General features: G+C 66.0%; 23 protein-coding genes. 17 read left to right on the top strand and 6 right to left on the bottom strand.

From position 1 onward, the window contains the following. Positions 1-2 precede the first annotated feature (2 nt). The 7 genes from CAL22_RS07715 to CAL22_RS07685 are packed head-to-tail and all read left to right on the top strand — an operon-like array spanning position 3 to position 7,975. Positions 3-1,643 carry an ABC transporter ATP-binding protein gene (locus CAL22_RS07715; protein ID WP_094811932.1) on the top strand — a complete coding sequence of 547 codons (1,641 nt, stop codon included), beginning with the start codon at positions 3-5 and terminating at the stop codon, positions 1,641-1,643. 2 nt (positions 1,644-1,645) lie between these two features. Continuing rightward, positions 1,646-2,938, top strand: a complete 1,293-nt coding sequence (gabT, locus tag CAL22_RS07710; protein WP_094811930.1) for a 4-aminobutyrate--2-oxoglutarate transaminase — start codon at positions 1,646-1,648, stop codon at positions 2,936-2,938. Positions 2,939-2,957: 19 nt separating this feature from the next. Continuing rightward, positions 2,958-3,248, top strand: a complete 291-nt coding sequence (locus tag CAL22_RS07705; RefSeq protein ID WP_094811928.1) for a cupin domain-containing protein — start codon at positions 2,958-2,960, stop codon at positions 3,246-3,248. A 20-nt stretch (positions 3,249-3,268) separates the two neighbouring features. Then, a complete protein-coding gene (locus tag CAL22_RS07700) occupies positions 3,269-4,333 on the top strand; it encodes a histone deacetylase family protein (protein ID WP_094811926.1) in 1,065 nt (354 codons plus the stop codon). A 14-nt stretch (positions 4,334-4,347) separates the two neighbouring features. Then, positions 4,348-5,610 (top strand): Zn-dependent hydrolase, encoded by a 1,263-nt coding sequence (locus CAL22_RS07695; RefSeq protein WP_094811924.1) that lies wholly within the window; start codon positions 4,348-4,350, stop codon positions 5,608-5,610. Then, complete coding sequence (locus CAL22_RS07690) at positions 5,607-6,494, top strand: DMT family transporter (RefSeq protein ID WP_094811922.1); 888 nt, start codon at positions 5,607-5,609, stop codon at positions 6,492-6,494. Before CAL22_RS07695 ends, CAL22_RS07690 begins: the two co-directional genes overlap by 4 nt. Continuing rightward, positions 6,491-7,975 (top strand): aldehyde dehydrogenase, encoded by a 1,485-nt coding sequence (locus tag CAL22_RS07685; protein WP_094811920.1) that lies wholly within the window; start codon positions 6,491-6,493, stop codon positions 7,973-7,975. The genes CAL22_RS07690 and CAL22_RS07685 overlap by 4 nt, the downstream gene beginning before the upstream one ends. Before the next feature lie 43 nt (positions 7,976-8,018). Here the strand turns inward: CAL22_RS07685 and CAL22_RS07680 are convergent, their stop codons facing one another. Continuing rightward, a complete protein-coding gene (locus CAL22_RS07680; protein ID WP_094813507.1) occupies positions 8,019-8,951 on the bottom strand; it encodes a 2-hydroxyacid dehydrogenase in 933 nt (310 codons plus the stop codon). Positions 8,952-9,062: 111 nt separating this feature from the next. Here CAL22_RS07680 and CAL22_RS07675 point away from each other — a divergent pair, with 111 nt between their 5' ends. Beyond that, positions 9,063-10,436 (top strand): aspartate aminotransferase family protein, encoded by a 1,374-nt coding sequence (locus tag CAL22_RS07675; RefSeq protein WP_094811918.1) that lies wholly within the window; start codon positions 9,063-9,065, stop codon positions 10,434-10,436. Here the strand turns inward: CAL22_RS07675 and CAL22_RS21110 are convergent. Further along, complete coding sequence (locus CAL22_RS21110) at positions 10,427-10,588, bottom strand: hypothetical protein (RefSeq protein ID WP_167383575.1); 162 nt, start codon at positions 10,586-10,588, stop codon at positions 10,427-10,429. The genes CAL22_RS07675 and CAL22_RS21110 overlap by 10 nt on opposite strands. Before the next feature lie 163 nt (positions 10,589-10,751). After that, positions 10,752-12,263 (bottom strand): helicase HerA-like domain-containing protein, encoded by a 1,512-nt coding sequence (locus CAL22_RS07670; RefSeq protein WP_094811916.1) that lies wholly within the window; start codon positions 12,261-12,263, stop codon positions 10,752-10,754. Between the two features lie 152 nt (positions 12,264-12,415). Here CAL22_RS07670 and CAL22_RS07665 point away from each other — a divergent pair, with 152 nt between their 5' ends. The 7 genes from CAL22_RS07665 to CAL22_RS07635 all read left to right on the top strand — a co-directional run bounded on the left by CAL22_RS07665 (position 12,416) and on the right by CAL22_RS07635 (position 17,601). Further along, a complete protein-coding gene (locus tag CAL22_RS07665; RefSeq protein WP_094811914.1) occupies positions 12,416-13,147 on the top strand; it encodes a YebC/PmpR family DNA-binding transcriptional regulator in 732 nt (243 codons plus the stop codon). Between the two features lie 107 nt (positions 13,148-13,254). Continuing rightward, complete coding sequence (gene purD / locus CAL22_RS07660) at positions 13,255-14,556, top strand: phosphoribosylamine--glycine ligase (protein WP_167383574.1); 1,302 nt, start codon at positions 13,255-13,257, stop codon at positions 14,554-14,556. A gap of 7 nt (positions 14,557-14,563) precedes the next feature. Further along, a complete protein-coding gene (gene hemF, locus CAL22_RS07655; protein WP_094811912.1) occupies positions 14,564-15,475 on the top strand; it encodes an oxygen-dependent coproporphyrinogen oxidase in 912 nt (303 codons plus the stop codon). After that, positions 15,472-16,065: a nicotinate (nicotinamide) nucleotide adenylyltransferase gene (gene nadD / locus CAL22_RS07650; protein WP_094811910.1), complete on the top strand. Its 594-nt coding sequence runs from the start codon at positions 15,472-15,474 to the stop codon at positions 16,063-16,065. The genes hemF and nadD overlap by 4 nt, the downstream gene beginning before the upstream one ends. A gap of 43 nt (positions 16,066-16,108) precedes the next feature. After that, positions 16,109-16,522 carry a ribosome silencing factor gene (rsfS, locus tag CAL22_RS07645; protein ID WP_094811908.1) on the top strand — a complete coding sequence of 138 codons (414 nt, stop codon included), beginning with the start codon at positions 16,109-16,111 and terminating at the stop codon, positions 16,520-16,522. After that, positions 16,519-16,989 (top strand): 23S rRNA (pseudouridine(1915)-N(3))-methyltransferase RlmH, encoded by a 471-nt coding sequence (rlmH, locus tag CAL22_RS07640; RefSeq protein ID WP_094811907.1) that lies wholly within the window; start codon positions 16,519-16,521, stop codon positions 16,987-16,989. Before rsfS ends, rlmH begins: the two co-directional genes overlap by 4 nt. A 6-nt stretch (positions 16,990-16,995) precedes the next feature. Next, entirely contained in the window at positions 16,996-17,601 is a 606-nt protein-coding gene (locus tag CAL22_RS07635) for a Maf family protein (protein ID WP_094811906.1), read from the top strand. Positions 17,602-17,659: 58 nt separating this feature from the next. Here the strand turns inward: CAL22_RS07635 and CAL22_RS07630 are convergent, their stop codons facing one another. After that, positions 17,660-18,988: a dicarboxylate/amino acid:cation symporter gene (locus CAL22_RS07630; protein ID WP_094811905.1), complete on the bottom strand. Its 1,329-nt coding sequence runs from the start codon at positions 18,986-18,988 to the stop codon at positions 17,660-17,662. A 267-nt stretch (positions 18,989-19,255) separates the two neighbouring features. Between CAL22_RS07630 and CAL22_RS07625 the strand changes: the two genes are divergently transcribed. Both CAL22_RS07625 and CAL22_RS07620 read left to right on the top strand, forming a co-directional pair. Continuing rightward, a complete protein-coding gene (locus tag CAL22_RS07625) occupies positions 19,256-21,160 on the top strand; it encodes a sensor histidine kinase (protein ID WP_244193811.1) in 1,905 nt (634 codons plus the stop codon). Then, positions 21,157-22,545 (top strand): sigma-54-dependent transcriptional regulator, encoded by a 1,389-nt coding sequence (locus tag CAL22_RS07620; protein ID WP_094811904.1) that lies wholly within the window; start codon positions 21,157-21,159, stop codon positions 22,543-22,545. The genes CAL22_RS07625 and CAL22_RS07620 overlap by 4 nt, the downstream gene beginning before the upstream one ends. On the opposite strand, the gene CAL22_RS07615 is transcribed toward CAL22_RS07620, so the two are convergent. Further along, entirely contained in the window at positions 22,531-23,493 is a 963-nt protein-coding gene (locus tag CAL22_RS07615; RefSeq protein ID WP_094813503.1) for a threo-3-hydroxy-L-aspartate ammonia-lyase, read from the bottom strand. The two genes, CAL22_RS07620 and CAL22_RS07615, sit on opposite strands and share 15 nt — an antisense overlap. 69 nt (positions 23,494-23,562) lie before the next feature. Further along, positions 23,563-24,198, bottom strand: a complete 636-nt coding sequence (locus tag CAL22_RS07610; protein WP_094811903.1) for a helix-turn-helix transcriptional regulator — start codon at positions 24,196-24,198, stop codon at positions 23,563-23,565. Positions 24,199-24,206 lie beyond the last annotated feature (8 nt).

Raw genomic sequence — 24,206 nt, 5'->3', positions numbered from 1 at the left:
GCATGATTAGCGAACCCACCACGCCGCTGCTGTCCGTGCGCAATCTCACGATCGCCCTGCCCGCGGGCGGAGACCGGCCCTACGCCGTGCAGGACATCTCATACGACATCCGCGCCGGCGAAATCCTGTGCATCGTGGGCGAGTCCGGCTCGGGCAAATCCATGAGCGCCAATGCCATCATGGGACTGCTGCCCGACTATCTCAAACCGCAGGCAGGCCAGATTCTGTTCCAGGGCCAGGACCTGCTGACCCAAAGCGAAGAAAAACTGCTGTCCATGCGCGGCAAAGACATGGCGATGATTTTCCAGGAGCCCCTGTCGGCGCTCAACCCGCTGATGACCGTGGGCGAACAGATTGCCGAGGTCATGCGCGTGCACAACGCCTACCCCGGGCAGGCACGCCAACAGCGTGTGCTGGAACTGCTGGACTTCGTCGGCCTGCCCGACCCGGCCACCCTCTATCACGTCTATCCGTTCCGTCTGTCCGGAGGGCAGCGGCAACGCGTCATGATCGCCATGGCGCTGGCGCTGGAACCGGCTTTTCTCATCGCGGATGAACCCACCACGGCCCTGGATGTGACGACCCAGGCGCAGATTCTCGCCCTGATTGCCCGCATCCAGAAGGAAAAAGGCATGGGGGTGATGTTCGTGACCCATGACTTCGGGGTCGTCGCTGAGATCGCGCACCGCGTCGCGGTCATGGAGAAAGGCATTCTGGTCGAAGAAGGACCGGTCGACCAAGTCCTGAACCGCCCGCAGCACCCCTACACGCGCCGGCTCATCGCGGCCGTGCCGCACCGGCGGGCGCAGGAGCGCGAGAGCACGAGCCAGGACCGGCCCGTGCTGCAAGTGCGCAAGCTCAAGAAGACCTACGTCACCGGTCACAGCGGCCTGTTCGGCCGCAAGCGTGTGGTTCATGCCGTCGATGAAGTCAGTTTCGATGTGCGGCGCGGCGAGACGCTGGGTATCGTGGGCGAATCCGGTTCGGGTAAATCGACCATCGGCAAATGCCTGCTCAAGCTGATCGGCATCGATGGCGGCGAACTGCTTTTCGATGGCCGCGACATTGCCGGCCTGAGCGAAAGCCAGTTCCGCCCCCTGCGCAAGGATATCCAGATGATCTTCCAGGATCCCTTCGCCTCGCTCAATCCGCGCCAGACCGTGGGCCGCATCATCAGCGACGGCCCCGTGGCCAATGGCCGGTCGCGCGCCCAAGCCGATCAACGCACGCGAGAACTGCTCGGCCTGGTGGGCCTGGACGCCTCGGCCTTTGACCGCTACCCGAACCAGTTCTCGGGCGGCCAGCGGCAGCGCATCGGCATTGCCCGGGCGCTGGCGCTCGAGCCGCAGGTGCTGGTGGCCGATGAGTCGGTCTCCGCGCTGGATGTGTCGGTGCAGGCCCAGGTGCTGCAATTGCTGGCCGACTTGCAGCAGAAGCTGCGCATCGCCCTGATCTTCATCACCCATGACCTGCGCGTGGCCGCTCAGATCTGCAATTCGGTGCTGGTGATGCACCGCGGCAAGGTCGTCGAACACGGCAGCCCCGCGCAGATCTTCGACCGCCCCCAGAACCCCTATACCCAGCAGCTCATCGCCGCGGTACCTGGCCAGCACTGGGATCCGACGCAAGCACGGACGGCCTGAACATGAACGAGCCTGACGACCAACACGCGGATTGGAATGCCCGCCGGGAAGCGGCCACCCCCCGGGGCGTGGGCGTGATGTGCCGCTTCTATGCGGACCGCGCCGACAACGCCGAGATCTGGGACCTCCAGGGCCGGCGCTATATCGATTTCGCCGGCGGCATCGGCGTGCTGAATACCGGCCATCGGCATCCCAGAATCATGGAGGCGGTGCAGGCCCAGATGGCGCGCTTCACGCATACGGCCTACCAGATCGTGCCCTACACCAGTTATGTCGAACTGGCCGAGCAGATCAATGCACGGGCGCCCGGCGACTTCCGCAAAAAGACCGCCTTGTTCACCACGGGCGCCGAGGCGGTCGAAAACGCGGTGAAAATCGCCCGTTCCGCGACCCGGCGGCCGGCCATCATCGCTTTCGGCTCGGCCTTCCACGGCAGAACCCTGCTGGGCATGGCGCTGACCGGCAAGGTCGTGCCCTACAAGGTGGGCTTCGGCCCCTTTCCGGCCGACGTCTACCATGCTCCCTATCCCAACGCCTTGCGCGGCATCACCAGCGAGGATGCCCTGGCCGGGATCAGGGCACTGTTCAAAACCGCCGTCGATCCGCACAGCGTGGCCGCCTTTATCATCGAGCCCGTGCAGGGCGAAGGCGGATTCAATATCTGCCCGCCCGAATTCATGCGCGCCCTGCGCGCGCTCTGCGACGACTACGGCATCCTGCTGATCGCCGATGAGGTGCAGACCGGCTTTGGCCGCAGCGGCCGCATTTTCGCCATGGAGCACTACGCTGTGGCCCCCGACCTGATCGCCATGGCCAAAAGCCTCGCCGGCGGTTTTCCGCTGTCGGCCGTGTGCGGACGCGCCGAGATCATGGATGCGCCGGCTCCCGGTGGCCTGGGCGGCACCTATGCCGGCCATCCGCTGGCTGTGGCCGCCGCCCTGGAAGTGCTGCAGGTCATGGACGAGGAAGACCTGCTGTCGCGCGGACGCCAGCTCGGCGAGCGCCTGGCCGCCAGATTGCGGCAACTCGCCCCCGAAGTGCCCGAACTGGCCGACGTGCGGGCCCTGGGCGCGATGGTGGGCGCCGAGTTCAACGAGCCGGGATCCCATGCCCCAAGCCCGGCCTTTGCCCGGCGCGTACAGGCCTTGGCGCTCGAGAGCGGCCTGCTGCTGCTGACCTGTGGCGCCGAAGGCAATGTGATCCGCTTTCTCTTTCCGCTCACCATCACCGACGCCCTGATGGACGAAGCGCTGGATATCCTGAGCCAGGCCCTGCGCGGCCAGCCCGCCCTCTGAGACAGAACAAGGAGACCCTATGAACCGCCCCGCGGCCATCCCCACCGTGCAGATCGACGACGATTACGTCTGCGTGACCGAATGGCGCTTCCCGCCGGGCGGAGAAACCGGCTGGCATCGCCACGGCATGCGCTACGTCGTAGTGCCGCAAACCACCGGCAAGCTCCTGCTGGAGACCCCGGAGGGCACGCGCGAAAGCCAACTGACCACCGGCGTGGCCTACACGCGCCCGGTCGGCGTCGAGCACAACGTCATCAACCCCAACGACACGGAGTTCGTGTTCGTCGAGATCGAAATCAAAAAGGCCTGATAGCGCCTGTGAGGACAGCCATGAAGGCTTTTTTTTCGGAAGACCAGCTGCAGCATCTGCCGCAACAATTCATGCGATTGGGCCGCATCAGTGCCCCGACCGACGTGCCGGCCCGCGCCGAGACGCTGCGCAGCCAACTGCAGGCGCGCGGCATCCGCGTGGAATCACCGCCCGACTTCGGGCGCGAGCCCCTGGCCGGTGTGCATAGCGAGGCGTATCTGGATTACCTGGAACACGCCTACGAGCGCTGGCAGGGCTTGCGCGATCAAGGCCTGGACCCCGGGCCCGAGGTGCTGCCCAATCTCTCGCCGTACTACAGCGGCCGGCATGAGCTTCCGGCCCGGCCGCCCTGCCCGTCGACCTCCATCGTGGCCCAGACCGGCTATTACCTGAGCGACCTGTCCTGCCCCATCGGTCCGCACACCTGGCGCGCCGCCTTGCGCTCCACGCATAACGCGGTGGCGGCCGCCGACTGGGTGCGCGAGCACCAGGGGACGGCCTATGCCCTGTGCCGGCCCTCCGGTCACCACGCGCATCGCGACCGCGCCGGCGGATTCTGCTACCTGAACAGCAGCGCGGCGGCCGCCCAGCGCCTGACCCAGACCTGGAAACGCGTGGCCGTGCTGGATGTGGACGCGCACCATGGCGACGGCACGCAGAACATCTTCTATCAGCGCTCCGACGTGATGACGCTGTCCCTGCACGCCGATCCGACCGGCTACTACCCGTTTTACACCGGCTATGCCCATGAACGCGGTTATGGCAACGGACACGGCTACAACCTCAATTTCCCATTGCCGCACGGCGCCAACAATGCCGTCTTTCTGCAGACGCTGGACAGCGCGCTGATCGCCTTGCGCGACTACCGCCCGCAGGCGCTGGTGTTGGCGCTGGGCTTTGACACTTATAAAGACGACCCCATCAGCGTGCTCAAGCTCGACCTGGACGCCTACCGCCATATCGGCGAGCGTATCCAATCGCTGGCGCTGCCCACCGTCGTCGTCCAGGAAGGCGGTTATATGGTCGAGAGCATCGGTGCCGCGCTCGACGCTTTTTTACATGGTCTGGCGCCCTCGGCCGCCTGACCCAGGAGAACCTCATGAACAGCATTTCCGATATTTCCATCAATGGCGAGCGCCTGTGGCAATCGCTCATGGAGCTGGCCCGCATCGGCGCCACCGAAAAAGGCGGTAACTGCCGTCTCGCCCTGACCGAACTGGACGGCCAGGGTCGGGACCTCGTCGTGGGCTGGATGCGCGAAGCCGGCCTGGAGGTCACCGTGGATCAGGTCGGCAATATTTTCGGCCGCCGCCCCGGCGCGGACGCGTCGCGGCTGTCGGTGGCCACCGGCAGCCACATCGACACCCAACCCACCGGCGGCAAATTCGACGGCTGCTTCGGCGTCATGGCCGGGCTGGAAGTCATGCGCACGCTGCAAGAACGCGGTATCGAGACCGAAGCCCCCCTGGAACTGATCATCTGGACCAACGAAGAAGGCACCCGTTTCGTGCCGGTCATGATGGGATCGGGCGTGTTCTGCAATATCTTTCCGCTCGAGACCGCCCTGTCGGCGCGCGACCTCGACGGCAAGTCCGTGCGCGATGAGCTGGCTCGCATCGGCTACGCCGGCGACCAGCCCGTCGGCCAGCGCCAATTGGGCAAGTACTTCGAGGCGCATATCGAACAAGGCCCCATCCTGGAGGCCGAGGACAAGGTCATCGGCGTGGTGACCGGCTCGCTGGGTCTGCGTTGGTACGACATCACCGTCACCGGCATGGAAGCGCATGCCGGCCCCACGCCCATGCCTTTGCGCCGCGACGCGCTGTACGCCGCCACCCATTTGATGCAGGAAGTGGTGCGTATCGCGCTGGACTATGCACCGCAGGGACGCGGCACCGTGGGCGTGGCCCAGGTCTACCCGGCTTCGCGCAACGTGATTCCGGGCAAGGTCACCTTCACGGCTGATCTGCGCCACCAGGACCCGGCCAAGCTGGCCGACATGGACGCGCGCCTGCGGCGGGCCTGCCAGGCGCTGGCCAGCGGCGAGATGGCGGGTTACCCCGTGCAGGTGGATCTGCAAGACGTCCAGCATTTCCCGCCCACGCCGTTCGCGCCCGAGCTCATCGACGCGGTGCGCCAACAGGCGCGCGCCCGCGGCCTGTCGGAGATGGATATCGTCACCGGCGCGGGTCACGATGCCGTCTACGTCGCATCGGTCACGCCCACCGCCATGATCTTCGTGCCGTGCAAGGACGGCATCAGCCACAACGAGATCGAAGACGCCAAGCCGGAGCATCTGGAGGCCGGCGCCAACGTGCTTCTGGGCGCCATGCTCAGTCATGCGGGAATCGCACGGTCATGATCATCGCCAAGGCGGCGCCTTCGCGCGCCGCCGGGATACTCTGCTTTCTGGCCGCGCTGGTCGCCCTGGCCAGCTTCGACGCGGCTTCCAAGCATATGCTGGCGTTCTATCCCGCGCCGTTTCTGAACGTGATGCGGTACGGCGCGGTGAGCACCATCGCGCTGTTTCTGCTGGCCAGCCGCGGTGCGCCGCGCTGGTCGCGCCAGCCCTACAAGCCGCTGCTGCTGGCGCGCGGCCTGGCGCTGGGCACCGTGGGCACCTGTTTCATGACCGCGCTGATCTGGATGCCCTTGTCCGAAGCCACGGCGATTTACTTCACCTCGCCGCTCATTCTGGTGGCGCTGTCGCCCTGGTTGCTGGGCGAACGCGTCGGGCTGCCGCAATGGCTGGCCGTGGGCGCGGGCTTTGCGGGCATGCTGCTCATCGTGCGCCCGGGCGGTGATCTGCCGGCGCTGGGCACGGCCTTGATGGCGATCTCGGCAGTGGCCTACGCCCTTTTTCAAGTGCTGACCCGCAAGCTGGCCGGCAAGGTCGACAGCCATGTGCAGTACGCCTATACCGCCTTCCTCTGCCTGTTGATGACAGCCCTGCCCGCGCCTTTCTTCCTGCCCGACCCCTGGCCCGAGGCGGCCGACTGGCTGGCGATCCTGGCCATGGGCGTGGGCAATGGCATTGCCCAGATCCTGCTGATCGCGGCCTTCCAGCGCGTCGAGGCCTCGACCCTGGCGCCGCTGAATTACTGCCATCTGCTCATGGCCATGGGCTTTAGCACCTTTCTGTTCGACCGACCGCCCGACGGCCTGGCCGTCGCCGGCATGGCACTCATCGTGGGTGCCGGTATTTTTCTCGTGACCCGGCGCAACGCGCCCAGGAGATCTGCATGACGACCCTCGCCCATTGGCAGGCGCGCGCCCAATCGCTGCGCCTGCAACACCGCGCCTACATCGACGGCCAGTGGGTCGACGGCGCGGAAACGCCCATCGACGCCATCAACCCCGCCACGGGCGAGCGCCTGACCCAGGTAGCCAGTTGCTCGGCGGCCGACATCGACCGTGCCGTGGCGGCGGCCCGGCGGGCGTTCGAAGCCGGTGTCTGGTCGGCGATGCCGCGCCGGCAGCGCAAGGCCATCCTCCTCAAGCTGGCGCAACTCATCCGCGACCACAGCGAAGAACTGGCCCTCATCGAGACGCTGGATATGGGCAAGCCCATCTCCGACACCCTGGCCTATGACATCCCCGAGGCCGCCACGACCTACGCGTGGTACGCCGAGGCGATCGACAAGATCTACGACGAAATTGCGCCCACCGACGGCGACGCATTGGCCACCATCACGCGCGAACCCCTCGGCGTGGTGGCTGCCGTCGTCCCCTGGAACTATCCCCTGCTGATGGCCAGCTGGAAGGTCGCGCCGGCGCTAGCCGCCGGCAACAGTGTCATCCTCAAGCCGGCCGAACAGTCCTGCCTGACGGCCTTGAAGCTGGCCGAGCTGGCCGAGGCCGCCGGCATTCCGCCAGGCGTGTTCAACGTCACCCCGGGCACGGGCGCGGTGGCCGGGCGCGCCCTGGGCCTGCACATGGATGTCGACTGCCTGGCGTTCACCGGCTCGACGGCCACGGGCAAGCGCTTCATGGAGTACTCCGGGCAATCCAACCTCAAGCAGGTCTGGCTGGAGTGCGGCGGCAAGTCGCCGCATATCATCTTCGACGACTGCCCCGACCTGGACCGCGCCGCCCTGGCCGCTGCCATCGGCATTTTCAATAACCAGGGGGAGGTCTGCATCGCCGGCTCGCGGCTGTACGTTCACAAAGCCATCTATGAGCCCTTCATGGAAAAGCTCGAAGCCTGGGCCGCCAAGATGCAGCCGGGCGACCCCCTCGACCCGGCGTCGATGATGGGAGCCATCGTCGACGATCGGCAGCTCTCCCGCGTCATGCACTACGTGGACTCGGGCAGCCGCGAAGGCGCGCATCTGCGCGTGGGCGGACAGCGTGCCCGCACGGAGTCGGGCGGCTATTACTTCGAGCCCACCATCTTCGAATGCGCCACGCCCGATCTGACCATCATCAAGGAAGAGATTTTCGGCCCCGTGCTGGCCGTGACCCCGTTCGAGACCGAAGAGGAAGTGCTGGCGCTGGCCAACGGCTCCGAGTACGGGCTGGGCTCCGGCCTGTGGACGGCCGACCTCTCACGCGCCCACCGGATCTCGCGCCAGTTGCGCGCCGGTCTGGTCTGGGTGAACTGCTACTTCGATGGCGATGTCAGCGTGCCCTTTGGCGGCGTCAAGCAGTCGGGCTTCGGGCGCGACAAGTCTTTGCACGCCTTGGACAAGTACACCGCGATCAAGTCCACCTGGATCAAGCTCTGATCAGGCCAGGCGCGCGGGCGCTCCCCCCGCGCCTGCGCCGTTCTCAATAGCCGCGATCGCGCGAGACGGTGCCCGACAGCGGCTCGCCGCGCATGAACGCCTGGATCTTGGCTGCAACCTGGGCGATCGTTTCGCGCCGCAAGCTGAGCGCGGCCACATGCGGCGTGACGGTCACGCGGGGATGCGTCCAGAACGGATGGCCGGGCGGCAGCGGCTCGGTGCGGAAAACGTCCAGCGTGGCGCCCGCCACGTGGCCGCTGTCCAGCAGCGCGAGCAAGTCCTCTTCGACAAGATGCGCGCCTCGCCCCATATTGATGAGATAGGCCTCGGGCATCAGCTGGGATAAGGTATCGCGGCACAGCAGGTCGCGCGTGTCGTCGGTCAAGGGCAGCGTGTTGATCAGCACCCGCGTGCGGCCCAGAAAGGCGCCAAGCGCGTCCCGCCCCCCGAAAGCCTGCACGCCCTGCGGGGCCTTGCCGCTGCGCGACCAGCCCGCCACCGGATAATCCAGGCCCGCCAGGCTGCTGGCCACGCGCGCGCCCATCACGCCCATGCCCAGCACCCCGACCGGCCACAGGCTGCGGTCCAGTTCGGGCAGGGGCTGCCAGCGGCCCTCGCCTTGCAACGCCTCGTACTGATCGAACTGCCGGCTCGCGCGCACCAGGGCATGGGCGGCGTACTCGGCCATTTGCACCGCCATGCCGGCATCTTCCAGCCGCACGATGGGCAGATCGGCCGGCAACGTGGGCAAGCGGAACAAGGCATCGACGCCGGCGCCAAGATTGAAGGCCACCCGCAGCTTGCGCTCGCGCTCGAACAGACCGGCCGGCGGCCCCCACACCACGGCAATTTCCGCGTCCTGCGGCGGCAGATCCTCGTGCCACATCACCACCTCAGCGCCCGGCACGGCACGAGCCAGCGGCTCCAGCCATTCAGAGGGTTCGATGTCGTGGCTGGATGAGAAAATGATTTTCACGGTGGGCTCTGCGCGCTGCGATGCGTGGGTTTGTTGGATAATGCTCCGATCATATAACAGGCCGAAAGCCACGTTACGGGCCGTCCGCAGCGGTCCTTCCGGAAACCTCTCATGTCCAATTTCAGCCAGGCTCAGCAACAGGACGTGCAGTATCAGCTGCACTCCTACACCAACGCGATCAAGCATGCCCAGGTGGGGCCGCGCATCATCACGCGCGGCGAGGGCATCTATGTCTACGACGACCAGGGCAATCGCTATCTCGAGGGGATGGCTGGCCTGTGGAGCGTGGCCGTCGGGTTTGGCGAGCCGCGCCTGGTCGATGCCGCGACACGTCAATTGCAAGAGCTGCCCTACTACCACACCTTCACGCACAAATCGCACCCGAGCGTGATCGAACTGTCGGAACGCCTCATCGGTTACACCGAAGGCCGGATGGCGCAAGCCTTTTTCACCAACTCAGGGTCCGAGGCCAACGACACGGTCGTCAAGCTGGTCTGGTATTACAACAATGCGCTCGGGCGCCAGAACAAAAAGAAAATCATCGCGCGCCAACGTGCCTACCATGGTGTGACGGTCGCGTCCGCCAGCATGACCGGCCTGCCGGGCAATCACAAAGGCTTTGACCTGCCCCTGCCGCAGATCCTGCACACCTCCTGCCCGCATTACTACCGCCACGGCCTGCCCGGCGAAACCGAAGACGATTTCGCGACCCGCATGGCCGACGATCTCGAGGCGCTCATTCTGCGCGAAGGGGCCGACACCGTGGCGGCGTTCATCGGCGAGCCCATCATGGGCGCAGGCGGCGTCATCGTGCCGCCCCGCGGCTATTGGCAGAAAATCCAGGCCGTTTGCCGCAAGTACGACATCCTGATCATCGCCGATGAAGTGATCACCGGCTTTGGCCGCCTCGGCAAGCGTTTCGGCAGCGAGGTCTTCGGCATCGAGCCCGACATGATGGTGCTGTCCAAGCAGATCACCTCATCCTATCAACCCCTGGGCGCGGTGCTGCTCAACGCCAAGGTGGCCGAGGTCATCCAGGAATACAGCGGCCGTCTGGGGACATTCGGCCACGGCTACACCGCCAGCGGCCATCCCGTGGCCACGGCCGTGGCGCTGGAGAACCTGCGCATCATCGATGAGCGCGGCCTGATCGCTCACGCCGCCGAAATGGGGGATATCCTGCGCCAGGAGCTGAAGGGCCTGGCCGATCATCCCCTGGTCGGCGAGATCCGCAGCGTGGGCCTGATCGCTGGCGTCGAGCTGGTGGCCGACAAAGCCGCGCGCACCCCCTTCGATCCCTTGGGCAGCGCGGGCGGCTATGCCTACGAGCGCGCGCATGAGCACGGGCTGATCGTGCGCGGCATTCAGGACACGGTGGCCTTCTGCCCGCCGCTCATCATTACAGCCGCGCAGGTGCGCGACATGGTGGCGCGCTTTGCCCGCGTGCTGGACGACACCGCGGCCCATCTCGGGCGTCAGCGGTAATACGGCGCCGGATAGGCGGGGTAATAGTACTGAGGCGGGCCATAGCGATACGGCCCGCCCGGGCCATGCCCGTGCCCGGCGGGCACCACGATGCATCCGCCCAGCACTCCCAACAGCGCCGCAGCGGCTGCGGCGCGCATCAGCATCTTCATGATCTGCTCCAATCCGGCACACACCGGTGAGCCCATCATGCGCTGCCTGCGCCGCCGCGCAAGCACACCTGAAATGCGTCGAAACGACTGCCCCCGTGCTGTCACAGCCTGTCAGGGATCTGGTGAGAATCCCTGACAAACGGAACACAGCTTATCCGGCCTCTCAGCGCCGGCGCGAGCCCAGCAGCGAACCCAGCACACCGCGCACCAGATCCCGCGTGGCCTGGCGCACGGCCGTCTTGGCTGCCGTTTGCACCGCGCCGTCACGCTTGCCGCCACGCGGCCCGGTAGAGCCGAACAGGGCCTCGTTCAGCCCTTTGAGCAGCCCGCCAGTCAGGCTGTCTTGGGCGGCGGTGTCAGGCGGCGGCGTGGCGGGTGACGCCGGCGCGGCGGCCGTACCGGCCCGGGCATTGAGTTTTTCATAGGCCGACTCGCGGTCGATGGCCTGCTCGTACTTGGCGGCCAGCGGCATCTCGCGGCGCAGCGCCGCGCGCTCGCTGTCGGTGGCCGGGCCGATGCGGCTGCCCGGCGACAGAATCCAGGCCCGTTCGGTCGGGGCTGGCCGGCCCTTGGCGTCGAGCAATGACACCAAGGCTTCGCCCACCCCCAACTCGGTGATCGCTGCCTCGATATCCAGGCCGGGCTGCGGCCGCATGGTCTGGGCTGCGGTTTTGACCGCTTTCTGATCGCGCGGCGTGAAGGCGCGCAGCGCGTGCTGCACCCGATTGCCCAACTGCCCCAACACGCTGTCCGGGATATCGAGGGGATTCTGCGTCACGAAATAGACCCCCACTCCCTTGGAGCGGACCAGGCGCACCACTTGCTCGATCTTGCTCAGCAGCGCGGCGGGCGCGTCGCTGAACAGCAAATGCGCCTCGTCGAAGAAAAACACCAGTTTGGGCTGCTCGGGGTCGCCGATCTCCGGCAATTTTTCGTACAGATCGGCTAACAGCCAGAGCAGAAACACGCCGTAGAGCCGCGGCGCCTGCATCAGCTTGTCGGCGGCGAGGATATTGACCACGCCCCGGCCCTGGGCATCGGTACGCATCAGATCGGCCACATCCAGCATGGGTTCGCCAAAGAAACGATCCGCCCCCTGCGACTCCAGTTGCAGCAAGGCCCGCTGGATGGCTCCCACCGAGGCGGCCGAAACATTGCCATAGCGTACCTTCAGCTCGGCCGCGCGATCGGCGACATTCTGCAGCATGGCCCGCAGGTCCTTCATGTCCAGCAGCAGTTGCCCCTCGTCATCGGCCACCTTGAACACCAGCGCCAGCACGCCCTCCTGGGTCGGATTGAGCTCGAGCATGCGGGCCAGCAGAAGCGGCCCCATATCGGATACCGTGGCGCGCACCGGCGCGCCCTGCTCCCCGAATACGTCCCACAGCGCCACCGGGCTGGCGCCGAACACCGGCTCGGGCAAGCCCAGGTTGGCCAGGCGCTCCTGGAGCTTGGGCGATGGCGCCCCAGGCTGCGAAATCCCCGTCAGATCGCCCTTGACGTCGGCCAGAAAGACCGGCGTGCCCATCCGCGAGAACGACTCGGCCAACACTTGCAAGGTGACGGTCTTACCCGTCCCCGTGGCGCCGGTGATGCACCCGTGCCGGTTGGCCATGCCTGGCAGCAGGGCAAGTTCGGTCGTGGCGGTTTTGGCGATGACGATAGGATCAGGCATGGCGGGGCTCCGGATTTCCCTGAAAGAGCGTCAAGTTTAGAGCCTGCGAGCCCCCCGCGGACGTGGCGGCAGAGACACAGAAGCGTAACGCCCCGGCGGGCCTGCGCCGGGCACGGTAAAATACTCGTTTGTAGATCTTTCATCGGGAAGCCATGGCCGGACATAGTAAATGGGCCAATATCCAGCACCGCAAGGGCCGCCAAGACGCCAAGCGGGGTAAGCTCTGGACCAAAATCATTCGCGAGATCACCGTCGCGGCGCGAGCCGGCGGCGCGGATCCCGACAGCAATCCGCGTCTGCGACTGGCCTGGGACAAGGCCACGGACGCCAACATGCCCAAGGACAACATCCAGCGCGCCATTCAGCGCGGCGCGGGCGGCGCGGACGGCGACAACTACGAAGAAGTGCGCTACGAGGGCTATGGCGTGGGCGGCGCGGCCGTCATCGTCGATTGCATGACCGACAACCGGACCCGTACGGTGGCCGAAGTCCGTCACGCCTTTGCCAAAAACGGCGGCAACCTGGGCCAGGAAGGCTCGGTGGCCTTTATGTTCAAGCATTGCGGCCAGTTCCTCTTCGCCCCCGGCAACTCCGAAGACAAGGTCATGGAAGTGGCTCTGGAAGCCGGCGCCGAGGATGTCTCCACCGACGACGAAGGCGGTATCGAGGTCGTGTGCGCCCCGGCGGATTTCGCCGCGCTGCGCCAGGCCTTCGACGCCGCGGGCCTGAAGGCCGAGGTCGACGGCATCATCATGAAGGCCCTGAGCGAAACCGAGCTGACCGGTGACGACGCCCTCAAGATGCAGAAACTGCTCGATGTCCTCGAGGGCCTGGACGACGTCCAAGAGGTCTACACCAACGTCGTTTTCGACGAAGCACAGTAGTGACACCGCCCGTCATGGCGCAAGCCGTGGCGGGTGCTTAATTCCGACGGGACCGGCTGGCTCCCGCGCCCTCGCCGGGCGGCAACACCTTTCAGATTCTCCGCAACATGAAACTCCTGGTAATCGGCTCGGGCGGCCGCGAACATGCCCTTGCATGGCGTCTGGCCCGCTCGCCGCGCGTGCATAAAGTCTATGTGGCGCCGGGCAACGGCGGCACGCAGACGGGCGACCAGCTGGAAAACATCGCGATCACCCAGCCCGAGGAGCTGGCCGACTTCGTGCAGCGCGAAGGCGTGTCGCTGACCGTGGTCGGTCCCGAGGCGCCCCTGGCCGCCGGCGTGGTGGACGTGTTCCGCGCCCGCGGCCTGAAGATCTTCGGCCCGACCAAGGCTGCCGCCCAGCTGGAAAGCTCCAAGGATTTCGCCAAGGCTTTCATGGTGCGCCACAACATCCCCACGGCGCGCTATCAAACCTTTACCGATCCGGCCCAAGCTCACGCCTACGTCGAGCAGGAAGGCGCACCCATCGTCATCAAGGCTGACGGCCTGGCCGCCGGCAAGGGCGTGGTGGTCGCCGCCTCCCTCGACGAAGCCCACGCCGCCATCGACGCCATGCTGGGCGACGGCTCGCTGGGCAACGCTGGCGCGCGCGTGGTGATCGAAGAATGCCTGATCGGCGAAGAAGCCAGCTTCATCGTCATGGTCGACGGCCGCAATGTGCTGGCCCTGGCAACCAGCCAGGACCACAAGCGTCTGCAGGATGGCGACCAGGGCCCCAACACCGGCGGCATGGGCGCGTATTCGCCCGCCCCCATCGTCACGCCCGAACTGCATCACCGCATCATGCGTGAAATCATCCTGCCCACGGTGCAGGGCATGGCGCGCGATGGCATTCCCTATACCGGCTTTCTGTACGCCGGCCTGATGATCGCCCCCGGCGATGACCCCGACCGCCCGATCAAGACGCTGGAATTCAATTGCCGCATGGGCGATCCGGAAACCCAGCCCATCATGATGCGCGTCAAGAGCGACCTGCTCGACGCGCTGGAACATGCCGTGGACGGCACGCTCGACCAGGCCGACATCATCTGGGATCGCCGTACCGCGCTGGGCGTGGTGCTGGCCTCGCACAACTATCCGGGTACCCCGCGCACCGGCGACGTGATCAAGGGCCTGCCGGCCGCCACCGATGACTGCATGGTCTTCCACGCGGCCACCGAGCGCGATGGCGATCAGGTCAAGACCACCGGCGGCCGCGTCCTGTGCGTCACCGCGCTGGGCGACTCGGTGCGTATCGCGCGCGAGCGCGTCTATGAAACGGTCAACGCCATCCACTTCGACGGCCGCCAGTACCGTAGCGATATCGGCTGGCGCGCGCTCAAGCCCTCCCAGCAAAAAGCCAAGGCCTGATCGCTGCATGAGCGCCGTCGACACCGCCGCCGTCAAGCACTACCTGCTCGGTCTGCAGGACCGCATCGTCTCGGCGCTTGAAGCCGCGGGCGGCGACCCCCTGCGCAGCGACCACTGGGAACGCCCCGAAGGCGGAGGCGGCCTGTCGCGCCTGATCGAAGGCGGGCGGCTGCTCGAGCGCGGCGGCGTGCTGTTTAGCCACGTCACCGGGTCGCGCCTGCCGCCGTCGGCCAGCGCGCACCGGCCTGAACTGGCGGGCCGCTCCTGGGAGGCCATGGGCGTGTCCATGGTCCTGCATCCGCGCAATCCTTATGTGCCCACCACGCACATGAACGTGCGCATGTTCGTGGCCAAGGCCCGGCCCGGCCATGACGAACAGGACGTCTTCTGGTTTGGCGGCGGGCTGGACCTGACGCCCTACTATGCCTTCGAGGACGACGCGCGCCACTTTCACGGCGCCTGCCGCGATGCGCTGGCTCCCCACGGGCCGGACTACTATCCGCGTTATAAACGCTGGTGCGATGAGTATTTCTATCTCAAGCACCGGCAGGAAACCCGCGGCGTGGGCGGCATCTTCTTCGACGACCTGAATGAGCCCGGTTTCGCGGCCAGCTTTGCCCTGACCCGCTCGGTAGGCGACAGTTTTCTGGGTGCCTATCTGCCCATCGTCGAGCGCCGCCAGGCCATGAGCTACGGCGAACGCGAACGCGACTTCCAGGCCTACCGGCGCGGCCGCTACGTCGAGTTCAATCTGGTCTTTGACCGGGGCACGCTCTTCGGACTGCAATCGGGCGGGCGCACCGAATCCATTTTGCTGTCCATGCCGCCGGTGGCGCACTGGCGCTACGACTGGCAGCCCGAGGCCGGCACGCCCGAGGCCGCGCTGGCGGACTTTCTCAAACCCCGGGACTGGGTGTGAAACAGATCGGCCTTCTGGGGGGCAGCTTTGACCCCATCCATCTGGCGCATCTGGCCCTGGCGCACAGCGCGATGGCCCATCTGGGTCTGGACGAAGTACAACTCATCCCGGCGGCCAATCCCTGGCAGCGCCCCCCCCTGGCCGCCAGCCCGGCAGACCGCCTGGCCATGATCCAGGCCGCCATTGCCGGCCAACCAGGCCTGACGGTCAACCCGGGTGAAATCGAACGCGGCGGCGCCACCTACACGATAGACACCATCCGCGCCCTGCCCGGCGATGCCGCGTTCACCTGGATCCTGGGCGCCGACCAACTGGCCAATTTCTGCACCTGGCGCGAATGGCAGGACATTGCCGGGCGCGTCGCGCTGGCCGTGGCCACCCGCCCGGGCACACCGCTGCAAACGCCCCCGGCGCTGGCCGACCTCTTGGCACAGCACGGCAAATCCCTGCGCGAACTGCCCTTTACGCCCATGGCGATATCGGCCTCCGACATCCGCCAACGCCTGGCAAACGGCCAATCCCCCGAAGGCCTGCTGCCCGCGGCCGTGTCGCGGTATATCGCCGAACACGGCCTCTACCTTGCCGCTTGAGCGGCGATCTTTCTTTTCACCCTCGCGGGTTATTATTTCAGCCATGGATATTCAAAAACTACAACGCGCCGTCATCGACGCCCTGGAAGACGTCAAGGCCCAGGACATCAAGGTCTACAACACGACCCACCTGACCAGCCTGTTTGACCGCGTCGTCATTGCCAGCGCGACCTCCAATCGCCAGACCCGCGCGCTGGCCTCCAGCGTCGCGGACCGCGGCCGGGAGCTCAACCTCACCGGCATCACCGTCGAAGGCGAGGACACCGGCGAATGGGTCGTCGTTGACCTGGGCGACATCGTCGTGCATCTCATGCAGCCGGCCATCCGGCAGTACTACAACCTCGAAGAGATCTGGGGCGGCAGGCCCGTGCGAGTCAAACTGCTGCCCGAGTCCACCCGCGCCGTTCCCAGCGCCGGCAGCTACGACGCGGTCGGCGACGACGAAGACCTCGCATGAAGCTGATCGTCGCGGCGGTCGGGACCCGCATGCCGGATTGGGTCCAGACCGCCTGGGACGACTACGCCAAGCGCCTGCCGGCCGATTGCGCGCTGGAGCTGCGCGAAATCAAGCCCGAGCCGCGCACCAGCGGCAAAACCCCCGTGCAGATGATGGCCGCCGAAGCGCGCCGCATCGAGACCGCGCTACCGGCGGGCTGCCTGCGCATCGCGCTCGATGAGCGCGGCCGGGATCTGACCACCATGGCGCTGTCGCAGCAACTGGAAAAATGGCGTGGCGGCGGGCGGGATGTCGCCTTTCTGGTCGGCGGCCCCGATGGGCTGGATGCCAGCCTCAAGGCCTCCGCCGAGGGGCTCATCCGTTTGTCTTCGCTGACCTTGCCGCATCCCATGGTGCGCGTGCTGCTGGCCGAACAGCTCTACCGCGCCTGGGCCATCATGACCAACCACCCCTATCACCGCGCCTGAGCCGCCATGGATCGCCCCGCCCGCCTCTATCTCGCTTCGGCCAGCCCGAGGCGCCGCGAACTGCTCACCCAGATCGGCCTGGAGCACATCGTGCTTGCCGTCCCGGCGCCCGCCGGCGAAGACGAACCCCAACTCCCGGGCGAAGCTCCCGCCGATTACGTGCGGCGCACCGCGCGCGAGAAGGCCGAGCGCGGCCGGATCTGGATGCGCGAGCAGGGCCTGGCCGTACTGCCTTTGCTGGCGGCGGATACGACCGTCATGCTCGCTGGCCAGGTGCTGGGCAAACCCGCCGACCGCGCCGATGCCTTGCGCATGTTGGCCTGCTTGTCCGGCACCACGCATGAAGTCCACACTGCGGTCGTTCTGGCCGATGGCCAGGATCTGCATGAAGCCGTCTCCATCACCCAGGTCAGTATGCGTGCGCTGTCGAGCGCCGAGTGCGAGCGCTACTGCGATAGCGGCGAACCCTTCGGCAAGGCCGGCTCCTACGGTATCCAGGGTCTGGCAGGCAGTTTCATCCGCCATATCAGCGGCAGCTACACCGGCGTGATGGGCCTGCCCCTGTTCGAGACGGCCGAGCTGTTGCGGCGCGCCGGCATCGCTTTACCCTGACGCAAAAAAAACGGCCCTGAGCACGCGCTCAGGGCCGTTTTCTATCGTGCTTGCGGGCTCAACTGATCTGTTTGGCCTGACTGCCCGCCGCCGTCGTGCTCGCACCGTCAAGCGCCGCGTCCAGGGCGTCCTTGTCCAGCTCGCCTTCCCAACGGGCCACCACGATGGAAGCCGTGGCATTGCCCACGAGGTTGGTCAGCGCGCGGCACTCCGACATGAAGCGATCAACACCCAGGATCAGCGCCATGCCGGCCACCGGCACGGTGGGCACCACCGACAGCGTGGCCGCCAAGGTGATGAAGCCTGCTCCGGTCACACCCGCGGCGCCCTTGGAGCTGAGCATCGCCACCAGCAACAGCAGGATCTGGTCGCCCAGCGTCAACGGGATGTCGCAAGCCTGCGCGATGAACAGCGCGGCCATCGTCATGTAGATGTTGGTGCCGTCCAGATTGAAGGAGTAGCCGGTCGGCACGACCAGACCCACCACCGACTTCGAACACCCCGCGCGCTCCATCTTCTGCATCAGGGTGGGCAGTGCCGCCTCCGATGAGCTCGTACCCAGCACCAGCAGGAGTTCTTCACGGATATAGCGCACCAGCTTCAGGATCGAGAACCCGTTATAGCGCGCCACCAATCCCAGGACCACCACCACGAACAGGATGGACGTGACATAAAAGGTGCCCACAAGCATGGCCAGATTGACCACGGACTTGATGCCGTACTTGCCGATGGTGAAGGCCATGGCGCCGAAAGCGCCAATGGGAGCGGCCTTCATCAGCAGCGCGACCAGCTTGAAGATCGGAAACGACAGCACGGTCAGGAAGTCCGTCACCGGCTTGGCGCGCTGGCCGACCAGAGCCAGCGCCACCCCGAACAGCACGGCAACGAACAACACCTGCAGAATGTCGCCGGTCACGAAGGGGCTGAAAATCGTGGTCGGGATGATGTTGAGCAGAAAGCCGGTGATCGTCGAGTCATGGGCCTTGGTCACATAATCCGCGACGGCTTTCTGGTCCAGCGTGGTCGGGTCGATATGCAGACCGGCGCCAGGCTGCACGATATGGCTCACCACCAGGCCCAGGATGAGCGCCAGCGTGGAAAACACCAGAAAGTAGAGCATGGCCTTGCCAGCCACCCGGCCCACTTTCTTGAGATCGCTCATGGCGGCGATCCCCGTGCTCACCGTGAGGAAGATCACCGGCGCGATGATCATCTTCACCAGCTTGATGAAGCCATCGCCCAGAGGCTTCATGGCATCGGCCAGATCTGGACGGAAATAGCCCAGCAAAATACCGATGACAATGGCGAAAATCACCTGCACATACAGGATTTGATAGAACTTCTGTTTGCGCGCAGGCAAGCCAGCGCTTTGATCGATTTCGATCATCGGGATTGTCCCCACCAGTTTCCGTATCGCCTGCTGCGGCGCAGCATGGTTCGATACGCTTGTTTTTGCAATGGTTCAGCCGCGCACCCTGCGCGGCCCTACCCTGATAAATGCAAGTTCCATGCCAATTCAGGGTACCAAAATTCGGTATGCAAGCAGTTGATCTGACGTCATTTTTTTTGACCTCGACATTCGGTCATACAGCCTGCTGGCGGCTCCCCGCACAGGGCTGCGATAAAATGTGCGGAATTCCGCACAACCCCTATCGTGAACGCCTCCGAACCCTCCTCGCCCGCTTTCGTGGCCCCCGTTAAAAATGCTGCGGCGCAACGACGCCGCTGGTCGGGCGCGGCCGCCTGGCTGCTGGCGGCCCTGGCCTTGCTGCTGCTGATCCTGGTGCTGGCCACGCGCTGGGCGGAGAGCCGCGCATTGGCCGAAATCGCCGCGCGCGCCGACGCTTCCACGCAATTGAACACCGTGGCGCTGCGCAGCAGCCTGGAGAAATTCCGCGCCGTGCCGGAAGTCCTGGCGCGCGATGCCGAGGTACGCCAGGCCTTGTCCAGGCGCGAGCCGGCCACGATCGAAGCGCTCGACATCAAACTGGCCGAGTTGAGCCGGGGGGTCGGCGCCTCGGCCATCTATGTTCTGGACCGCCAGGGCGTCGCCATTGCCGCAAGCAATTGGCGCGAGCCCGCCACGTTCGTCGGCGTGGATTATCGATTCCGCCCGTATTTTCAGCTTGCCATGGCCAAGGGGCAGGCGGAGTACTTCGCCCTGGGTACGATCAGCCACGAAGCCGGGTTGTACCTGTCGCGCCGCATCGATGGCGCCGACGGCCAGCCGGTGGGCGTGACCGTGCTCAAAATGGACTTCCAGCAGCAGGAGGCCGATTGGCAGGCGCTGCCCGACCCCCTCTTTGTCACCGATGAACAAGGCGTGGTGCTCATTGGCAATATCCCCGGGTGGCAGTTTCGCTCCATGAGCCCGCTGCCGGCGGCTCAGACCGAGCGGCTGCGCGACAGCCTGCAGTTCGGCGACCGGGCCGTTGCCGAACTGCCGCTGGCTCCCAGTCTGGCCGCCGCCTCCCCGCATGCGCTCACGCGCCTCACCGACCCGGCCTTGAAACTGGCGGCCGGCACCCTGCTCATGCACAGCGCCCGCGCCGTTCCCGCCTCGCCCAACTGGACCCTGCATACGCTGATTCCGGTGCAGGCCAGCATCCGGCGCGCCGTCTCCAACATTCAGCTCACCGTGGTGTTGATCATGGCCGTTGCCTATGCCGGCGGCGGCCTGCTGTACTACCGCCGCCGGCTGCTGCGCGAAAGGGTGCGCGCGCAGATCAACGCCAAGACCCGGCTGGAAAGACGCGTGCGCATGCGCACGCGCCAATTGCGCCAGAGCAATGAGCAGTTGCTGGCGCAGATCGACGAGCGGCAACGCGCCGAAACCCGCCTGCACGAAATGCAGGATGAGCTGGTGCAAGCCAACAAGCTCGCGCTGTTGGGGCAGATCGCCGCCGGCGTCGCGCACGAGATCAACCAGCCCCTGTCGGCCATCCGGGCTTACGCCGACAACGCGCAGGCCTTCCTGCAACGCGGCGACACGTCCAACACGGACGAGAACCTGCGCACCATCGCGGCGCTGACCGACCGCATCGGCCACATCACCGGCGAGCTGCGGGCCTTCTCGCGCAAGGCCAGCGCCAGCCTCACCGACTTGCCCTTGCATCAGGCCATCGATGGCGCGCTGCTGCTCATGGGTCCACGCTTGCACAGGCAGCAGGCCGTGCTTGAGTACACGCCGCCCGCGCCCTCCCTGTGTGTCCGTGCCGACCGCTCGCGCCTGGAGCAGGTCCTGGTCAATCTGCTGCAAAACGCGTTGGATGCGGCGGCCATCGCGCCGCATCTCAAGCTGCGCGTGCGCGCCGACGACGCCGGCGTGACGCTCAGCCTGGCCGACAACGGACCCGGCATCGCGCCTGAAGTCCTGCAAAAACTCTTCATCCCGTTTCAGACCACCAAGCCCGAAGGCCTCGGCCTGGGCCTGGTCATTTGCCAAGACATTCTCACCGAATGCGGCGGCACGCTGACCGCGCGCAATGGCGCGCACGGCGGCGCCGAGTTCGAGATCCGGCTGCGCCGCGCCCCCGACGACCTCCACGCCTGCCCATGACCCTAACCACCGCTCCCGCCCTCGATGGCGCCCCGCCCTGCCAGGTCATCGTCGTCGATGATGACGCAGACACCCTGCGCGCCTGTCTGCAAACCCTGCAATTGCAGGGCTTACATGCGCGCGGCTTCCGTTCGGCTCAACTCGCCCTGCCGCACATCGACCGCGGCTTTGGCGGCGTGGTGGTCACCGATGTCCGCATGCCTGGCATGGACGGGATCTCGTTCTTTCTGCGGTTGCGCGACATCGACCCGGACATCCCCGTCATCCTGGTGACCGGTCACGGCGATATCGCCATGGCGGTCCAGGCCATGCGCGATGGCGCCTACGACTTTCTCTCCAAGCCCTATCCCGCCGACCTGCTGTTGGCGGCCATCGACCGGGCGGCCGAGAAGCGCCGGCTGGTGCTGAGCAACCGGCAACTGCGGGAAGCCGCCGCGCAAGCCATGGACGAAGAGATTCCTTTCATTGGGGTCACGCCAGCCATGCAACGCATCAAGCACACCCTGCGTCAGATCGCCGACGCGGACGTCGATGTGCTCATCGAAGGTGAAACCGGCACCGGCAAAGAGGTCGTGGCCACGGTATTGCACCGTCTGTCACGCCGGCGCGACCACCCCCTGGTGGCCATTAACTGCGGGGCGCTGCCAGAAACCGTCATCGAATCAGAGCTGTTCGGCCATGAGCCCGGCGCGTTCACCGGCGCCCAGAAAAAACGCATCGGCCGCATCGAGTATGCCAGCGGCGGCACGCTGTTTCTCGACGAGATCGAAAGCATGCCCCTGGCCTTGCAGGTCAAGCTTCTGCGGGTTCTGGAAGGCCGCGAGGTCACGCCCTTGGGCACCAATGAGGTTCGCGCTGTCGACCTGCGCGTGGTGGCCGCCACCAAGGCCGACCTCAGTGCCGCGGCGATGCGGGCCAGTTTCCGCGAGGATCTTTTTTATCGCCTGAATGTGGTCACATTGCATCTGCCGCCGCTGCGCGAGCGCCGGGAGGACATCCCCTTGCTGTTCGCGCATTTCATCGGCCAGGCGGCCAGGCGTTTCCGTTGCGACACGCCTCCGATGACCGAAGCCATCCGCCATCATCTGGCAACGCATCCGTGGCCGGGCAACATCCGCGAGCTGGCGCACTTTGCCGAGCGTTTCGTACTGGGCGTACTCCACCCGGCGCCCGCGGCGGCGCAGGCACGCCCCAGCCTGACCTTGCCGCAGCGCATGGAGCAGTACGAGGCCGACATCATCCGCGAAACGCTGGCCGCGCATCAGGGTGAAGTCAAAGCGACCCTGGCCGCGCTCGGCCTGCCGCGCAAGACCTTCTACGACAAGCTGCAGCGGCATGGCATCGACCGGCAGGCCTATGCCCAGACAGACTCAGACGCTCAGTAGCTCGCAAAAACGCGCCATGTCCACATTGCCGCCGCTGATGATCACGCCCACGCGTTTGCCCGCGAGCTGCTCGCGTGCCTGCCGCACGGCAGCCAGCCCCAGGCAGCCCGTGGGCTCGGCGACGAGCTTCAGAAACTGCGCCAGATAACGCATCTCGGCCACCAGCTGCGCATCATTGACTGTCACGATATCGGTGACGTCGCGGCGGATGATCTCAAAGGTGTACTGTCCCAGATGCTGGGTTTGCGCGCCATCCGCGATCGTCTTGGGCGTGTCGATATGCACGATCTTGCCCGAGCGCAGCGACTGCTGGCCATCGTTGCCGGCCTCGGGCTCTACGCCATAGACCTGGCACGCCGGCGACAAGGCCTTGGCCGACAGCAGCGAGCCCGAAAGCAGGCCGCCACCGCCCAGGTTCACGAACAAGGCGTCGAGTTCGCCGACCTCTTCGAACAACTCCTTGGCGGCGGTGCCCTGGCCGGCGATCACATCCGGATGATCGTAAGGGGGGATCTGGGTCAAGCCCTGCTCTTCGGAAAACTTGCGGCTGATGGCCTCGCGGTCTTCGGTATAGCGGTTATAGAACACGACATTGCCGCCATAGCCTTGGGTGGCGGCGACTTTGGCTGCCGGCGCATCCTCGGGCATGATGATGGTGGCCGGAATCCCCAGCAAAGAGGCCGACAGCGCCACGGCCTGGGCGTGATTGCCAGACGAAAACGCCACCACCCCGGCGCGGCGCTGAGCTTCGCTCAATTGCGACAGCGCGTTGAAGCCGCCCCGGAACTTGAAGGCGCCCATGCGCTGCAGGTTCTCGCACTTGATGAACAGCTCCAGGCCCAATTCCTGGTTCAAACGGCGGGAGGTCGCCACGGGCGTGCGATGGGCATGGCCGCGCAGACGCTCGGCGGCGGCGGCAACATCGGCATAAGTGGGCAGGTTTGGCATGGTGGAAGTCATCGGAAGGTCTGCATCAATTAAAGGGAATCCGCCCCGGCGCACGCCGGGCTGCGGCAATCATTTGCCATCGCTATACACCGTGGCGCGCGATACACCCAGATGCTGGGCCACGATCTCGACCGCGCGCCGCACATCCAGAAAGCCCTCGTCCTTGAGTTCGCGCAGCAATTGGCGGCGCTCCTCGGGTTTGAGCGAGCGCGGCGTGCTGGCCAGGCGCGCCGCAAACTGATCGATGCGGGCCCGCAGCGCCTGCGCCCCGGGCGGATCCAGCGTCTCGAGCGCGCCGGCACCATCATCGGTGGCACTGAACTGGCCCAACATGCTCTGCATGCTGCGAAACAGGGTGAGGTCCACGTTCAAACACAGGGCGGCCACGTAGCGGCCGCCGCTGTCCTTGACCCCGATCGAGGTGCTCTTGGCCTGCCGGCCGTCGGCGAACTGATTGGCGTAATTGGCGACCACCTGTGGAAACGCGGCATCGGCGATGCGCGCCAGCCCCAGCGCCGTCGTCGGGTCGCCAACCTGCCGTCCCGACAGATTGTTGTGGATGGCAAGAATGGACTGCTCGGGCTCACGCAAGTCGTGCACGACCACTTCGCAAAACGGCGCGAAAGTCTGACTCAGGCCGCAGGCGATATGTTGCAATTGGTCGAGCAGGGCCTGCTGCTCGGCCGTGCGGGGCGATGTTGGCATATAGAATA

Source organism: Bordetella genomosp. 12 (genome assembly GCF_002261355.1).
Taxonomy (GTDB): Bacteria; Pseudomonadota; Gammaproteobacteria; order Burkholderiales; family Burkholderiaceae_B; genus Bordetella.
The sequence above is the reverse complement of the archived record's forward strand: the minus strand, read 5'-3'. Positions and strand labels throughout refer to the sequence as shown.

Bases quoted from the DNA above. Each gene is read 5' to 3' on its own strand.
- CAL22_RS07715 (WP_094811932.1), top strand. From the start codon at position 3: ATGATTAGCGAACCCACCACGCCGCTGCTGTCCGTGCGCAATCTCACG.
- gabT (WP_094811930.1), top strand. From the start codon at position 1,646: ATGAACGAGCCTGACGACCAACACGCGGATTGGAATGCCCGCCGGGAA.
- CAL22_RS07705 (WP_094811928.1), top strand. From the start codon at position 2,958: ATGAACCGCCCCGCGGCCATCCCCACCGTGCAGATCGACGACGATTAC.
- CAL22_RS07700 (WP_094811926.1), top strand. From the start codon at position 3,269: ATGAAGGCTTTTTTTTCGGAAGACCAGCTGCAGCATCTGCCGCAACAA.
- CAL22_RS07695 (WP_094811924.1), top strand. From the start codon at position 4,348: ATGAACAGCATTTCCGATATTTCCATCAATGGCGAGCGCCTGTGGCAA.
- CAL22_RS07690 (WP_094811922.1), top strand. From the start codon at position 5,607: ATGATCATCGCCAAGGCGGCGCCTTCGCGCGCCGCCGGGATACTCTGC.
- CAL22_RS07685 (WP_094811920.1), top strand. From the start codon at position 6,491: ATGACGACCCTCGCCCATTGGCAGGCGCGCGCCCAATCGCTGCGCCTG.
- CAL22_RS07675 (WP_094811918.1), top strand. From the start codon at position 9,063: ATGTCCAATTTCAGCCAGGCTCAGCAACAGGACGTGCAGTATCAGCTG.
- CAL22_RS21110 (WP_167383575.1), bottom strand. From the start codon at position 10,588: ATGAAGATGCTGATGCGCGCCGCAGCCGCTGCGGCGCTGTTGGGAGTG.
- CAL22_RS07670 (WP_094811916.1), bottom strand. From the start codon at position 12,263: ATGCCTGATCCTATCGTCATCGCCAAAACCGCCACGACCGAACTTGCC.
- CAL22_RS07665 (WP_094811914.1), top strand. From the start codon at position 12,416: ATGGCCGGACATAGTAAATGGGCCAATATCCAGCACCGCAAGGGCCGC.
- purD (WP_167383574.1), top strand. From the start codon at position 13,255: ATGAAACTCCTGGTAATCGGCTCGGGCGGCCGCGAACATGCCCTTGCA.
- hemF (WP_094811912.1), top strand. From the start codon at position 14,564: ATGAGCGCCGTCGACACCGCCGCCGTCAAGCACTACCTGCTCGGTCTG.
- rsfS (WP_094811908.1), top strand. From the start codon at position 16,109: ATGGATATTCAAAAACTACAACGCGCCGTCATCGACGCCCTGGAAGAC.
- rlmH (WP_094811907.1), top strand. From the start codon at position 16,519: ATGAAGCTGATCGTCGCGGCGGTCGGGACCCGCATGCCGGATTGGGTC.
- CAL22_RS07635 (WP_094811906.1), top strand. From the start codon at position 16,996: ATGGATCGCCCCGCCCGCCTCTATCTCGCTTCGGCCAGCCCGAGGCGC.
- CAL22_RS07630 (WP_094811905.1), bottom strand. From the start codon at position 18,988: ATGATCGAAATCGATCAAAGCGCTGGCTTGCCTGCGCGCAAACAGAAG.
- CAL22_RS07620 (WP_094811904.1), top strand. From the start codon at position 21,157: ATGACCCTAACCACCGCTCCCGCCCTCGATGGCGCCCCGCCCTGCCAG.
- CAL22_RS07615 (WP_094813503.1), bottom strand. From the start codon at position 23,493: ATGCCAAACCTGCCCACTTATGCCGATGTTGCCGCCGCCGCCGAGCGT.
- CAL22_RS07610 (WP_094811903.1), bottom strand. From the start codon at position 24,198: ATGCCAACATCGCCCCGCACGGCCGAGCAGCAGGCCCTGCTCGACCAA.